10 protein-coding genes are annotated in these 13,987 nt (G+C 70.7%); 5 read left to right on the forward strand and 5 right to left on the reverse strand.

Translation table 11 applies throughout. From position 1 onward, the window contains the following. Window positions 1-218: 218 nt before the first annotated feature. Window positions 219-1,370, forward strand: a complete 1,152-nt coding sequence (pstS, locus tag TR33_RS04960; protein ID WP_026125032.1) for a phosphate ABC transporter substrate-binding protein PstS — start codon at window positions 219-221, stop codon at window positions 1,368-1,370. 120 nt (window positions 1,371-1,490) lie between these two features. Here pstS and TR33_RS04965 read toward each other — a convergent pair whose 3' ends face one another. The 5 genes from TR33_RS04965 to TR33_RS04985 form a co-directional block, all read right to left on the reverse strand. Further along, the gene (locus TR33_RS04965) at window positions 1,491-3,236 is read right to left on the reverse strand and encodes a glycosyltransferase family 2 protein (RefSeq protein ID WP_042281741.1); all 1,746 of its coding nucleotides are present in this window, start codon (window positions 3,234-3,236) and stop codon (window positions 1,491-1,493) included. Between the two features lie 126 nt (window positions 3,237-3,362). Continuing rightward, window positions 3,363-3,530 (reverse strand): hypothetical protein, encoded by a 168-nt coding sequence (locus TR33_RS26850; protein ID WP_014909191.1) that lies wholly within the window; start codon window positions 3,528-3,530, stop codon window positions 3,363-3,365. Between the two features lie 81 nt (window positions 3,531-3,611). Continuing rightward, window positions 3,612-4,625, reverse strand: a complete 1,014-nt coding sequence (locus TR33_RS04975) for a C40 family peptidase (protein ID WP_014912620.1) — start codon at window positions 4,623-4,625, stop codon at window positions 3,612-3,614. A 525-nt stretch (window positions 4,626-5,150) separates the two neighbouring features. Then, the gene (locus TR33_RS04980; protein WP_017534750.1) at window positions 5,151-7,049 is read right to left on the reverse strand and encodes a S9 family peptidase; all 1,899 of its coding nucleotides are present in this window, start codon (window positions 7,047-7,049) and stop codon (window positions 5,151-5,153) included. Window positions 7,050-7,252: 203 nt separating this feature from the next. Continuing rightward, entirely contained in the window at window positions 7,253-7,723 is a 471-nt protein-coding gene (locus TR33_RS04985) for an Rv3235 family protein (RefSeq protein WP_017534749.1), read from the reverse strand. 156 nt (window positions 7,724-7,879) lie between these two features. Here TR33_RS04985 and TR33_RS04990 point away from each other — a divergent pair, with 156 nt between their 5' ends. From TR33_RS04990 to TR33_RS05005, 4 genes are all read left to right on the forward strand, one after another. Next, entirely contained in the window at window positions 7,880-8,695 is an 816-nt protein-coding gene (locus TR33_RS04990) for a glycerophosphodiester phosphodiesterase family protein (RefSeq protein ID WP_199806103.1), read from the forward strand. A gap of 8 nt (window positions 8,696-8,703) precedes the next feature. Beyond that, window positions 8,704-10,101, forward strand: a complete 1,398-nt coding sequence (locus tag TR33_RS04995; RefSeq protein WP_042281746.1) for an MFS transporter — start codon at window positions 8,704-8,706, stop codon at window positions 10,099-10,101. A 94-nt stretch (window positions 10,102-10,195) separates the two neighbouring features. Further along, a complete protein-coding gene (locus TR33_RS05000) occupies window positions 10,196-13,195 on the forward strand; it encodes a DEAD/DEAH box helicase (protein ID WP_017534747.1) in 3,000 nt (999 codons plus the stop codon). Beyond that, window positions 13,192-13,920 carry an SWIM zinc finger family protein gene (locus TR33_RS05005; protein WP_017534746.1) on the forward strand — a complete coding sequence of 243 codons (729 nt, stop codon included), beginning with the start codon at window positions 13,192-13,194 and terminating at the stop codon, window positions 13,918-13,920. The genes TR33_RS05000 and TR33_RS05005 overlap by 4 nt, the downstream gene beginning before the upstream one ends. Window positions 13,921-13,987 lie beyond the last annotated feature (67 nt).

Below are 13,987 nucleotides of genomic sequence, written 5' to 3' on the forward strand. Positions count from 1 at the left end.
ACCGCCCGAAAACCCCTTGTTCACCTTTTGTCCATCCACAGTCCCCCAAGGCGCCACGGATACGTCCGGTTCGGCACACACCCGCGTTGGGGAAGGTGGTCGGACAATGGTTAAATTCTTCGGCGGTGTTCCATTACCAGCGACAACGCGCCGGTGACCGGCTGCGAACGGTGAAGACAATGAGGACCACCGACACCGACGAAGGGGATAGAGGCAGCGTGCTCCCGTCCAACAAGCGCACCCGTACCCAGGACGACCCCCGGCGCCGGGCCCACGCCTCCAGGGGCGTCGCTTCGGCCGCGCTGGCCGGGCTGATGCTGGCGACGACCGCCTGCGGCAGCGACGACGCCGTCCAGGGCGCGGCTCCCGCCGTCCCCGACGATCTGGAGTGCTTCTCGGGCAGCCTGCACGGTTCGGGTTCCAGCGCCCAGGAGAACGCGATGACGACGTGGATCGCGGGCTTCCAGTCGGCCTGCGAGGACGCGCGCATCTACTACGACTCGATCGGCTCCGGCGGCGGCCGTAACCAGTTCATCGACGGCGCGGTGTCCTTCGCCGGGACCGACGCGGCCCTGGACCCGGAGGAGAACGCCGACGCCATGGAACGGTGCGGCGGTTCCGACACCATCAACCTGCCCACCTACGTGGTGGCCATCGCCGTGGTGTTCAACCTGGAGGGCGTCGACTCGCTCGACCTGTCGCCGGACACGGTCGCCCGGATCTTCGACCAGGACATCACCCGCTGGAACGACCCGGCCATCGCGGCGGACAACCCGGACCTGGACCTGCCCGACCTGGCGATCACCCAGGTGACGAGGGCCGACGACTCCGGTACCACGGAGAACTTCACGAACTACCTGTCGCAGGCCGCGCCGGATTCCTGGCCGCACGAGCCGGGCGGCCAGTGGCCCATCACGCCGCGCGAGTCCGCCCAGGGCAACAGTGGTATCGCCGACACGGTCTCCCGGGCCGACGGCGCCATCGGCTACGTGGAGATGTCGCACCTGCACGGACTGCCGGCGGCGAACATCGGCGTGGGCGACGAGTTCGTGCCGATCTCGCCCGAGGCGGCGGCCAAGGTCGTGGCCGACTCCCCGCGCCGCGAGGACAACACCAGCGAGTTCGACCTGGCCCTGGACCTGGACTACGGGACCACCGAGGCGGGAAGCTACCCGTTGGTCCTGGTCAGCTACGAGACGGTCTGCCGGGACTACCCGGACGAGGGCGAGGCCGACCGGGTCAAGGCGTTCCTGCGGTACGTGGTGAGCCCCGAGGGTCAGGAGGAGGCCTCCGCCGAGACCGATTCCACCCCGGTCAACGACGATCTGCGGGCCGAGCTCCTGAGGTCCATCGAGGCGATCGGTTCCTGACCTCGCACGTTCCGTGTCCCGGCCGGGCCGGGACACGGGGCTTCCGGGCGCGTGGGCCCACCGCGCGCCCGTTGTCGTATAGGGATCCGGTACCTTGAGTGCGGACCGTAGCGTTCTCGGTCACTCGTGTGACGGACGGCCGTGCGGTGGGCGACGGGGTCCGTCCCCGTCCGGGTCGGTGTCTTCCCCCATCGACCCGGCCGAGGTCGGGCCTCCGGCCCCCGCCCCGAGGTCCTCGTCGTCATCGGGCATCTCCCGCCCCGACGCGCGGCAGGCCCGGTACCAGAGTGAGCGGATCCGCGCGCGAAGCGTGCGGCGCGGTCTCCGCTCCTCCACCGGCTCCTCCTCGACCGGTGCGGGCTTCGCCGGGGTCTCGACGACCTCGCGGGGCTCCACCGGTTCGGGGACCCGTTCCGCCTCGGGCACCGGCCTGGGGATCGGAGGGACCGAACGGTGCAGGGTCAGGTCGGTGAGCGTGCCCTGGCCCCCGTGGATCCGGTAGCGGCCGTGCAGTTCGTCGACCACCTCGGACAGTTCCTCGCCGGGGCCGTGGACCCGCATGGCGCGGGCCAGGGCGCGGGTCCGCCACAGGCGCACGCCGGTGTCCTCCCAGGAGGGCGGCGCCGCGGGCAGGAGTTCGGTGAGCCCCGATCGGGAGCGCTCGGCGCCGGCCAGCAATCGGGACAGCGCCAGCTCGCCCAACCCCCAGGCCACGGGCACCTGGAGGAGGAAGGGCGAGGGGAAGCCGGTCCTCGGCGCGGTCGAGGCGAAGGAGATCCTGGGTTCTCTCAGGTAGTTGGCCTGGATCAGGCGCAGGTCCAGGTCGATGGGCTGGGTCCGGACCCCCTCCCAGTCGGCGACCAGGGTGATCGCCAGGTCCGTCTCGGTTCCGCGGAGGAGACGGTCCACGCACCCCCGCACCAGGTCGTAGGAGGCCCCGGTGACGTCGACGACGGCGTGCACGAGCGGGATGCGGCGGCGCGGGTCGGGGACGCGTTCTCGGTAGGCGTGCGGGTGCGGCATGAGTTCGGCCAGGATCTCCGTGCGGAAGCGCTCGGAGGGCAGCCGGGTGCGCGCGGTGGAGGCGACGCCGACGTGCCAGGCGGTGGCGGAGCGTTCGGGCACCATGACCGCTCCGGCCTGCCAGAGCCGGTAGCCGAACTCGGTGTCCTGCCCCAGGTCGAGGTCGGGGTCGACGCCGCCCGCGGCCTCGTAGAGGCTGCGCCGGACGGCGGAGGCGGCGCCGACGTGGGCGTGGAAGCCCAGGTGGTCGGCGTCGCGCAGCAGGTCGCTGCTCTCGATGAGGTGTTCCACCCACTCGTGCCGTCGGTCCCCGGTCAGGACACGGGTGAGATCGTCGGAGCGGATCGCGTCCAGAAGGTCCTCGGGGCTCCGCGGTTCGGTGTCACTGAAGCGGATCCGGCCGAGGGTGACGCATTCGGCGTGCGCGTGGTGCCAGCGGGCCTGGGCCTCGACGAACTCGGGGCAGGCGATCATGTCGGCGTCCATCCACAGCAGGATGTCGCCGGTGCTGGCGTGGGCTCCGTAGGCGCGGGCGTAGCCGGCGCCCCAGCCGCCGTCGGGCGGTGAGACGATCTGGCAGCGGCGTGGACGATGTTCGGGCAGACGCAGGGGCGGTGAGGAGTGGTCGTCGACGACCACGACCTCCAGGAGGTGGTCGGGATAGGTCTGGACGGACAGGGAGGCCAGGGCAAGGTCGAGACCGTCCTGACCACCTCGGGCGGGGATGACGACACTGACCCCGAGCTCCGGCGTCCAGTGGCCGGTCACGGGGGGCGTCAGCGCGCTCCAGTCGTTGCGGAAGACCCGGGCCTCGACCCGTTCCACCCGACCACGGTGTGACACACCGTCTACATGGGACCCTACGTGCTTATTCAGTGACACAGAGTCACTATATCCGTGTTCCCCTACAGAGCGTGAGTGCCGACCCTCGCGAAGTGTCGGATTCCCACCGAATCTTCCGACGGGGCCTCAACGACGGGCCTCGGTCCGCAGCATCCTGATGCCCAGGAAGACCACGCCGATCACCAGAGCGATCATCACCAACCACACCAACAGGCCCACCAGCATCGACAGGATCCAGAACACCGCGATAACGGCGGCGATACCCGCGACGACCTTGAGAAGAAGACGACCCATGCGGGGAAGGATACGCGTCGGCCTCCGCCGGAGACACGTCGGTCCGCCCCGAACGGATCGGGGCGGACCGGACGGGAGGGGTCAGCCCACGCGGACGGCACCGGTGAAGACGCCGTCCCAGTAGGCGGCCAGGGAGACCTCCTCCAGGGGCTTGGAGGGGTTGGAGCCGTGGATCATCTTGCCGTTGCCGGAGTAGATGCCCACGTGGCTCGGCGCCGAGGCACTGTAGAAGAACAGCAGGTCACCCGGCTGGACCTGGTCGCGGGAGACCGGGGTACCCACGTTGACCTGGTCATAGGTGGTCCGGGGCAGGCTCACGCCCGCCTGGGCCCAGGCGGCCTGGGTCAGACCGGAGCAGTCGTAGCCGTCCGGGCCGGTACCGCCCCAGACGTAGGGCTTGCCGATCTGGGCGCGGGCGAAGTCGAGGACGGCCTGGACGTCGCCGGACACGGCGGCCGAGCCACCGTCGGCGGAGCCGCCCGTCGCGCTGTCGGCCGCGGCGCCCTCGTCCACGGTCGGGTCGACCCCGCCCAGGCTCTCCAGGACCTCGGCCTGCTCGTCCAGCGCGCTCTCGCCCTGGGCCTGGGCGTCCTCGGCCTCGCTCAGGGCCTCCGCCGCGCTCTCCTCGGCCTCCTGGGCCTCGTTGTACAGGTTCTCGGCGTGCTCGGCGTCGACGATGTAGTCGGCGAGCATGTCCTGCTGTCCCTGGGAGATGTGGTCCAGGTCGGCGATGTTCTGCAACGCGTTGTCCGCGTCGCCGCCGAAGAAGATCTCGAAACTGTCGCCGGAGGTGCCGGTGTAGGCGCTCTGCACGATGGTGGAGATCCGGCCCGAGCGCTCGTCGAGCTCGTCCCGGGCCTCCTCCCACTGCTCCTTGAGGTCGTCCCTGCGGGCCTCGGCCGCGGCGTGGTCCTCCTTGGCCGTGTTGTAGGCCTCGTTCAGTTCGGACAGCTCCTGCTGGAGCTCCTCGTAGCGCTGCCGGGCCTCGGACTCGGAGGGGTCGGCCAACGCCACACCGGAGGAGAGCACCACGGCGCCCAGGGCGACGAAGCCGACCGTCGTGAGGCGACGGGTGGATTCGGGGTTGCGGGTCAAAGCACCGACCGCCTTTCTCCCATGCCCGTTTACCGTCACAGGGCACCCCGAGGACACGCCGATGGACGGCGTCGGGATGCGCGAGAGGGGATCCGGCGGGCGGGGGTGAAGGTTCCGCGAGGGGTCGCCGGGTGTCGCGACGGCCTCTGCTCCTGGGAAAGGACGGCTGTAGCACGAGACGAGCAGAGTGCGACGGGCGGACGGAACGCTGTCACCTGGTGGTGACGAACCGGGGCGTACCGACCTGGGGGAACACTAATTCATCCGGCGCACTCGACGCGACCCTTTCGTGACCTTCCCTTGGTCGACCACGATGACCTGCGAAGGGAGTCTTCTTCCCCGGGAAGGCCCACGAGTGCGCGAATGAGGGCGCATTCTTCCCGAGGAGAGCGGGTCAAAACCGGACCAAGCCCCGAGTTGACCGTGACACGTATCACAATAATCTCGGGAAGGGGGTCCCCCGAACGCCGGCGGAGCCGGACACGAGCGTGTCCGACCCCACTACGGTCACCGGTCGGAACCGGATCACAGGTGACGGTCCCACCAATCGAGGATCGCCTCGAAACGGGCCACCCGGTGGCTCGGCAGCCCCGAACGCGACAACTCGTGGCCCTCGCCCGGGAACACCAGCATCTCGGTCTCGTGCCCGCGCTTCTTGAGCTCCACGAACAGACGCTGCGCCTGTTCCAGCGGGCAACGCCAGTCCTGCTCGGAGTGGATGATCAGGAACGGCACGTCGATCCGGTCCGCGTAGGTGATCGGACTCTGCTCGACCCAGTTCTCCCTCGGCCCGTACAGCGGTTCGACGAAGTGCGCCCCGATGTCGGAGGAGCCGCGGAAGCTGTCGATGGCGTTGACCGCCCGCTCGCTGATCGCCGCCCGGAAACGCTCGCCGTGGTTCCCCGCCAGCCAGGTCGTCATGAACCCGCCGTGCGAACCGCCCAGCACGCCGACCCTGGAGGAGTCCAGACGCTCGTCCTGGAGCACCTCGTCCAGGAAGGCCAGCAGGTCGGTGGAGGAGGAGGCCCCCACCGAACCGATGATCGCCCGTCCGTGTTCCTGTCCGTAGCCGGAGGAACCGCGCGGGTTGCAGAAGGCCACCGCGTAGCCCGCGGCCGCGTACACCTGGGTCTCGTCGAAGAGCCAGTGCCCGTACTGGGCGAAGGGGCCGCCGTGGATCATCAGCAGCACCGGGTGCGGCCCCTCCCCCTCGGGCACCGTCAGCCAACCGTGGACCGGATATCCGTCCGGCGCCTGGGCCGTGACCTCGGCGACCGGCAACGGGTCGACGCCCTCGAAGAAGGAGGTCAGGGCCCGGGGTCCGTCCTCGGAGACGAGGTACAGCTCACCGCTGTCGCGCTCGCCCGCGGCCACCGCGACGGTGACGCCTCCGGCGTGGTCGAACGACTGCACCTGCCGTTTTCCGCCCAGCAGAGTGGTGCGCTCCCCATCGGAGGAGACCAGGTACAGCTCGACCGCGCCGCGGTTCTCGCCCAGGACCAGGGCGCCCCGGTCGATGCCCTGGGCCCTCTCCCCGGTCATCCTCGGGTCCTCGGTACCGGTCAGACGCGCGGGCGCCTCGGAACCGTCGAGCGGCACCGACCACAGACCGCTCTGCCGGCCGACGAAGTCCCGTCCGGTCGAACCGATCTCGTCACCGACGAAGTAGACGGTGGCGCCGTCCTCGGAGAAGCCGATCGACCGGGCGTTGAGGTCGCCCCGGGTGACCCTGCGAAGCTCGGCCCCGGCCTCGGGGGCACAGGCCCACACGTCCTGGTACAGGTCGAGGTCGCGGTCCTCGTGGAGGGAGGCGCCGAAGACCAGGGTCGTACCGTCGGGGGTCCAGATCGGGTTCCCGTGGTCGGCCTCGGCCGTGGTGACCCGTGTCGGTTCCCCCGCCTCACCCGAGGGGTCGATGGGGGCACCGACGAAGATGTGCTGCCACCGGTCGGTGTAATACCCCAGGCCGTCGAACTGGTACTTGAGGGTGCTGATCCGGCGCGGCGGCTCCTTGCCCGGGACGACGTCCACGTAACGGCCGTCCTCGGGGATCCGGGCGTTGTAGGCGAGCCGGGTGGAGTCGGGGCTCCAGGCGTGTCCGCTCACTCCGAGGGGGTGATCGGTGATCCGCCACGGATCGCCGCCCTCGGTGGGCAGGACGTGGAGCTGAGGCCGCTCGTTCTCGTCGGGGCGCAGGAAGGCGATCCAGCGCCCGTCCGGGGAGTGGAGCGGGGCACGGTCGCGGTCGCCCCGGGTGAGCCTTCGGGGTTCCTCGGAGCCGTCGGTGGCCACGGTCCACAGGGAGCCGAGGTAGGCGTCCTCCTCCAGGTCCGGTCGGACGACGGAGAAGACGGCACGGGAGCCGTCGGGTGACAGGGACGGTGCGCCGATGCCGTGCAGGTGAGCGATGTCAGCGGGTTTCATACATGGTGGCGGGCGGAGTGGGGGCCGCCCGCCGTCTCCTTCCCTAGGTCACGGGGGTCCCGTCTCCCGGATGGGTGCCGGTCGAGGGGCGTCCTTTCGGGACCTTATCGACGCTCAATACGGAAAATCCATGACTATTCCACCTTTTTCATCAGCGCTTCGATGACCTATGGACCCGCACTGCACCGACCGACGGGCTCCGCTCAGCGACGACCTCGGTCGGTCTCCAGACGGGTACAGACCCAGCCGCCCTCCTCCCTCCGCAACCGGAAGGCGAACACCCGGGCACGACCCCCGCAGTCGATCACCGCGCTGGCCTCCATGCCCCCTTCGCCCAAGGGCTGGTGGAAGACCCGGGTCAGACGAGGCGCCATCGCGCAGACCATGCTGCCGCGCAGCCGACGCAGCTCCTCGCGCACCGGCACGGTCACGTGGCCGCGCAGCACCTCGGGGGCCCTACGGCCCACCAGGACCTCCGCCATGTGCTGGGCGAGACGATGCACCTCCGCCGGGGTCCGATGGCCGGCCAACAGCGGAGCCCCGCACCGCCCCACCGACATCCTTCGCATCGGGGTCCGGGCCGGGGTGCGCACCGGACGTCGAGGGGTACGGGCCGGGGCCACGCGATCACAGGCGGCGCGACGGCAGCGACGGGGTTCGTAGGCGTGTGACATGAACGGACCACTTCCTTTCGATAAACGGTTCTCCCTCCATCTACAAAGAGGGCGCTCGCGCCTTCCCGTGACACCCGGCATTCCAGGTTTCTCCGGCCGTCGACCCGCCCGTCCACCACGAAGCCCCCGGGCCGCGCAGCCGTCATACTGGCTGACGTGACACACGCGTACCTTTCCTCCCCCGCGCCCGTGGCCCTCGCGCACCGGGGCGGGTGGCTCATCGACGACCAAGGCGTGCGCAGCACCGATCTGGAGAACACGGCCGTCGCCTTCCAGCACGCCGTCGACCTCGGCTACACCTATCTGGAGACGGACGTGCACGCCACGGCCGACGGTGTGCTGACGGCCTTCCACGACAAGACCCTGGACCGCACCACCGACCGCACCGGCGCCATCGCCTCGCTCCCCTACTCCGAGGTCTCCCGTGCCCGGGTCGCGGGCAAGGAGCCGATCCCCCTCCTGGAGGATCTCCTCGGAAGCTGGCCCGAGGTCCGTTTCAACATCGACCTGAAGACGGACCGGGCCGTCCTGCCCCTGTTGAGGGTCCTGCGACGCACCGACGCCTGGGACCGGGTGTGCGTGGGCTCCTTCGACCAGAACCGGCTGAACCGGGCCCGCCGACTCTATGGTCCGCGCGTGGCCACCTCCTGCGGCCCGATCGAGGTGGCCCGGCTCCGGCTCTCCTCCCTGTCCCCGGTCCTGCGCCCGATCGCCGGCCGGACCCCCGTCTGCGCGCAGATCCCGCTCTCCCAGGGAGGCTTCCCCGTCCTGAGCCGGGACATGATCCGCACCGCGCACCGGCTCGGTATCCAGGTGCACGTGTGGACCGTCAACGAACCCGCGGTGATGGAGCGTCTGCTCGACGCCGGGGTGGACGGCATCATCACGGACAACACCGTGGGCCTGCGCGACCTGCTCGTCCGACGCGGCCGATGGAACCGGGAGCTCCCCGAGACCTCGAAGAACGGATAGTCCCCTCCATGCCCACCCCACCCTCTCCCCCGGCGGCGGACAACTCGCCGTCGACCGATCCCCGACAGCGCAGACGCGAACAGCGCGGCTGGTACACCTACGACTGGGCCAACCAGGTGTTCATCACCTCGGTGGTGACGGTGCTCATCGGCCCTTACCTGTCCGGGCTGGCCTGCTCCGAGGCGGGGGCCGGCGGCGACTGCTCGACACCGGGGCTGACGATCCACCCGCTCGGGTTCGAATGGTTCGGCCTGCACCCGAACTCGTTCCACCCCCTGGTGACCACGGTCGCCGGGCTGATCCTCCTGGTGATGCTGCCCATCGTGGGCGCCCTGGCCGACCACACCCGGCACAAGAAGCGGTGGCTGCTCTGGCTGGCCGCTGCGGGGTCGCTGTGCGTGAGCTCGCTGTACTTCACCGACGACTACCGCACAGCGGCGCTGATGTTCATCCTGGGCAACACCTTCTACGGCATGTCCCTGGTGGTGTTCAACGCCTTCCTGCCCGAGATCTCCACCTCCGACGAACGCAACCGCGTCTCCGTCACCGGATGGGCTCTGGCCTATCTGGGCGGCGGGCTCCTCCTCGCGGCCCACATGGGCCTGCTGGCCTCCGCCGAGAGCCTCGGGGTGTCGGAGGGACACGCGGTGCGCATCGCCTTCGCCTCGGTGGGCGTGTGGTGGCTGCTGTTCTCCATCGTCGGCATCCGACTGCTGCGTAACAGGTACGGCGCCCTGGCCGCCGAGAGCGGAGCGCCCCGCCTCGGCGCCTCGCTGAAGCAGTACTGGCGGACGCTGCGCGAGATGCGGAGCTTCCCGAACACGCTGCTGTTCCTGATCGCGTTCGTGCTGTTCAACAACGGCATCCAGGCTGTGATCTACTTCGCGGGCAGCTTCGCGAGCCAGGACCTGGGCCTGTCGCTGGCGATCCTGAGCGCCACCATCCTGCTCATCCAGTTCGTGGCCTTCGCCGGAGCCCTGATCATGGGCTGGATCGGCCGGCGCTTCGGCACGAAGAACACCGTGCTCGGCAGCCTGGTCGTCTGGTGCGGGCTGGTCACCTGCGGCTACTACCTGCCGCCCGGGGACCCGGTGCTGTTCCTCCTGCTGGGCGCGGGCATCGGCATGGTCCTGGGCGGGACCCAGTCGCTCGCGCGGGCCCTGTACTCCCTGCTCATCCCGCGCGGCCGCGAAGCGGAGTACTTCAGCCTCTTCCAGCTCGCCGACCGCGGATCGGTGCTGCTGGGCGCGGCCTCGATCACCCTGGTCGTCAACCTGACCGGCGGTTTCCGCACGGCCATCTTCTCCCTGGTGATCTTCTTCATCATCGGCGGTCTCCTGCTGTGGCGCGCCGACCTGAAGGCGGGGATCGAAGCGGCCGGGAACAAGGTGCCCGACAACCTCTGAAACGGTCCGGAACGTCCTCGGCCCCGGCGATACTGACGTGGTATCGCGGGGCCGACGGCGTTCCGAGGACACGACAGACGCGGGGGGGAGTTCGGTGCGGGTACTGCACGGCGTGTGGTCCGGGGGCACGTTGACGATCTGGGCCGAGGGCGAGGCCCACGCCGACCGTCCCCCGGGTGTCCATCCCTTCACCGCCGGCCTTCCGGACCTGCGCGACCTGGTCGACCGCCTCGGCATCGATCCCTCTTCTCCGGCCGCCACCGAGCCGACCCTGTTCCTGCCCGGCGGCGCGGAGGCCCCCGCGCGCTCCGACTCGACCGACACCACGCCCTCGGAACCCCGCCCCTGGCGTGTCCCGGCCCTGGAACTGTCCCCGGCCGACGCCGACCTCCTCCTGTGCGCGCTCGCGAACCCGTCGTCCGTCGCCCTCGGCCCCGCGCTCGCCCACCTGGGCGCCGTCCACGCCTTCGCCGAACGACTGGTCGGGGCCGGCTGCGTCCTCCCCGACCTGGTCGGCGCCCCGCCCCGGGCCCGATGGCGACCCGCCCCCTCGGACACCGCCGAGGAGCACCTGGCCGCGCTGTCCGCGACGCTTCCCCCCGCCGCCACCGCCCACCTGACGGCGCGGGATCGGGCCGACGCCGACCGGCTCTGTGTTCTGGCGCCGTTGGAACTGCTCACCGACGCGGTCGCGCGCCGGCTGTCCACCGGACGAGGCCGACCTTCCGAGACCGAGGACGTCCCTCCCTCACCGGAGGCCCGCCTCGCCGCCGCGCTCACCGGGTCGCGTACCCGCGTGGACGAGGAGACCGCCGCCGCCCTGCGCGGCCCGTTGCGGGAATGGCGCTCCCGGGTCCGGGGCGCCGGTCGGGCGCGACTGCTGTTCGTCCTGCGCGAGCCCGAACCCGAGGGTCCCCGTCACGGCCCCCGCCCCTGGACCCTGGAGTTCTGGGTGCGCTCGACCACCGACCCCGGTCTGCGACTGCCCCTGGAACAGGTGTGGTCGGGCGAGGGCGGCGCCTGGCTACCCGAGGACGTGGCCTCCACCGCCCTGGCCGACCTGCGTCGGGCCGCGCGCCACTACCCCGCCCTGGGCCGGGTGCTCGGCGCCCTGGCCCCGGACCGGCTCACCATGGACACCCTCGGAGCGCAGGACTTCGTCGGGACCCACGCCGCCCGGTTGGCCGCCGCGGGTTTCTCCGTGGTGCTGCCCGAGTGGAGCGGACGCGACGGTCTCGGGCTGCGCATGACCGTCGACGAACCGCCGAAGCGGCGGGGGCGTGGCGGGGTGAGCCCCTCGGACCTGGTGGACGTCTCCTTCGAGGCGTTGTTGAACGGTCCCGAGAACGAGGCCCCGCTGACCGGGGAGGAGCTCGCCGAACTGGCGGAACTGGCCCGGCTCAAACGTTCCCTGGTGCGGGTGCGCGGACGGTGGATGGAGGTGGACCCCGAGAGTGTCGCCTCCGCCCTGGAACTGATGCGCCGTTCCGGGCGAGGGCGGATGCGCCGCGATGAGGCGCTCCGCACGGCGATCGGCGTCGCCGAGACCGCCCCGCTCCCGGTGACCGACGTGGTGGCCGACGGACCGCTGGGGGCCCTGCTCGACGGCGGGGCCAAGGCCGAACCCCGACCGATGGGCACCCCGGCCGGCTTCGAGGGGAGTCTGCGCCCCTACCAGGACCGCGGCGCCTCCTGGCTCCGGTTCCTGGGGGAGCTGGGCCTGGGCGCGGTGCTCGCCGACGACATGGGGTTGGGCAAGACCGTTCAGCTTCTGGCCCTGCTCACCGACGAACGCGCCGACGGCCCCGCGCCGGGGCCGACCCTGCTGGTGTGCCCGGTCTCCCTCGTCGGCAACTGGCGGCGCGAGGCCGAGAGGTTCGCCCCCGGGCTTCGCGTGCACGTCCAACACGGGCCCGATCGGCCTTCGGGGAACGCGTTGGCGCGGATCGTGGGCCACTGCGATCTGGTGGTGACCACCTACGGCGTGGTGGCGCGTGACGCCGAGGAACTGTCGGGGATGCCCTGGCACCGGGTGGTGTGCGACGAGGCGCAGGCGTTGAAGAACCACGACACCCGCCAGGCGCGGGCGGTGCGTTCCCTGCCCGCCGCGACCCGGATCGCGCTCACCGGCACCCCGGTCGAGAACAACCTGGGCGAGTTGTGGTCGGTGATGGAGTTCGCCAACCCCGGGCTCCTCGGCACCTCCGCCGACTTCCAGCGAACGGTGGCCGGCCGCGCCGAGGCCGAGGGCGGCGAAGGGGAGGGCACCGACCTGGTGCGCCGGTTGACCGGGCCGTTCGTGCTGCGCCGTTTGAAGACCGACCGGTCGATCATCGCCGACCTGCCGGACAAGCACCAGATGCGCACCTGGTGCACGCTCACCCCCGAACAGGCCTCGCTGTACAAGGCCGTGGTGGACGAGATGGGCGAACGCATGGCCGAGGCCGACGAGAAGGAGCGCAAGGGGCTGGTGCTGGCGACCATGTCCCGCCTCAAGCAGATCTGCAACCATCCGGCACAGTTCCTGGGCGACGGTTCGGCGTTGGCCGGGCGGTCCGGCAAGCTGGAGCGACTGGAGGCGATCCTCGGCGAGGCGGTGGCCGAGGGCGATAAGGCCCTGTGCTTCACCCAGTACGCGCGTTGGGGCGAACGTCTGACGCCCTACCTGCGCTCCCGACTCGGGGTACCGGTGCTGTGGTTGCACGGCGGCACCTCCAGGGCCGACCGGGAACGCATGACCGAGCGTTTCCAGACCATGGCCGGCCCCGCGGTCTTCCTGCTCTCGCTCAAGGCGGCCGGGACCGGACTGAACCTGACGGCGGCCAACCACGTGGTGCACGTGGACCGCTGGTGGAACCCGGCCGTGGAGAACCAGGCCACCGACCGGGCCTTCCGGATCGGCCAACGCCGGGACGTGCAGGTGCGCAAGATGGTGTGTGTGGGCACCGTGGAGGAACGGGTGGACGAGATGATCGAACGCAAGAGCGCGCTGGCCGACGGCGCGGTGACCACCGGCGAACAGTGGCTGAGCGGGCTGTCGGTGGAGGACCTGCGCGAGGTCGTGCGGTTGGCGCCCGAGGCGGTGGCGGGATGAGCTGGTCGGAACTGGTCGCCGAGGCCCTCGGCGCCTCCGGTGGGCCACCGGTGGAGCGGCTGCGCGTCCGGCCGGGCGAGGCGCTGGCCCGGGTCGGTGAACACGAGGTGAGCCTCATCCGGACCGTGTGGCCGGATACGGAGTGGTCGCGGGTCTGCGCGGCGCTGGCCTCCCAGCCGATGTTCCGGGCCCGGGTGCTGGCCGGGGAGCTGCCCGAGGCGACGGAGCGGGTGTTCGCCCTGCTGGGTCTGGACCTGGTGCCCGAGGGGTGGGGCGGCCTGGTCGCCACGTGTTCGTGCGACCGGTGGAGCGGCCGCTGTCACCATCTCTCGGCGGTGGTCCGCGCCCTGGGCGAGGAGGCCGACCGGGACCCCTTCGTATTGACGCGGTGGGCCGGCCTGGAGAAACGGTCGGTGATCGAACTGGTCGAGGGGATCGCGGCCGGAACGAAATCCCCCGAGGCCCCCGACCGTAAGAGCGGGGACGAAGACGATTCCCCGCTTTCCCACGAAGGGGAAGATGTTTCCCCGGATGTTTTCGCCTCGCGAGCACGAACGTCGTCCCCGCTTTCACCGCACGCCTTTTGGGGCACTCTCGCCCCACCCCCTCCCCCGGCACTTCCCGAGGGCTCGGGAGATCGCGTCAAGGCCGCAGCCCCAGGGCATGTCGCCGACGAGCTGCCAGGTTTCACCTCTTCTTCCAGGCCCCTTTCCCGGTCGAAGTGAGAGGCGGGAGAACCCGATCGACTTTCTTTCGTGAAACGGCACCGGGACGGGCGGAACACGGTTACGA

The organism is Nocardiopsis alba, from assembly GCF_000710955.1.
Lineage (GTDB): Bacteria > Actinomycetota > Actinomycetes > Streptosporangiales > Streptosporangiaceae > Nocardiopsis > Nocardiopsis alba.

Excerpts from the sequence above, each read along its gene's own strand:
- TR33_RS05005 (WP_017534746.1), top strand. The coding sequence starts at position 13,192 with ATGAGCTGGTCGGAACTGGTCGCCGAGGCCCTCGGCGCCTCCGGTGGG.
- TR33_RS04985 (WP_017534749.1), bottom strand. The coding sequence starts at position 7,723 with ATGTCACACGCCTACGAACCCCGTCGCTGCCGTCGCGCCGCCTGTGAT.
- TR33_RS04995 (WP_042281746.1), top strand. The coding sequence starts at position 8,704 with ATGCCCACCCCACCCTCTCCCCCGGCGGCGGACAACTCGCCGTCGACC.
- TR33_RS04980 (WP_017534750.1), bottom strand. The coding sequence starts at position 7,049 with ATGAAACCCGCTGACATCGCTCACCTGCACGGCATCGGCGCACCGTCC.
- TR33_RS26850 (WP_014909191.1), bottom strand. The coding sequence starts at position 3,530 with ATGGGTCGTCTTCTTCTCAAGGTCGTCGCGGGTATCGCCGCCGTTATC.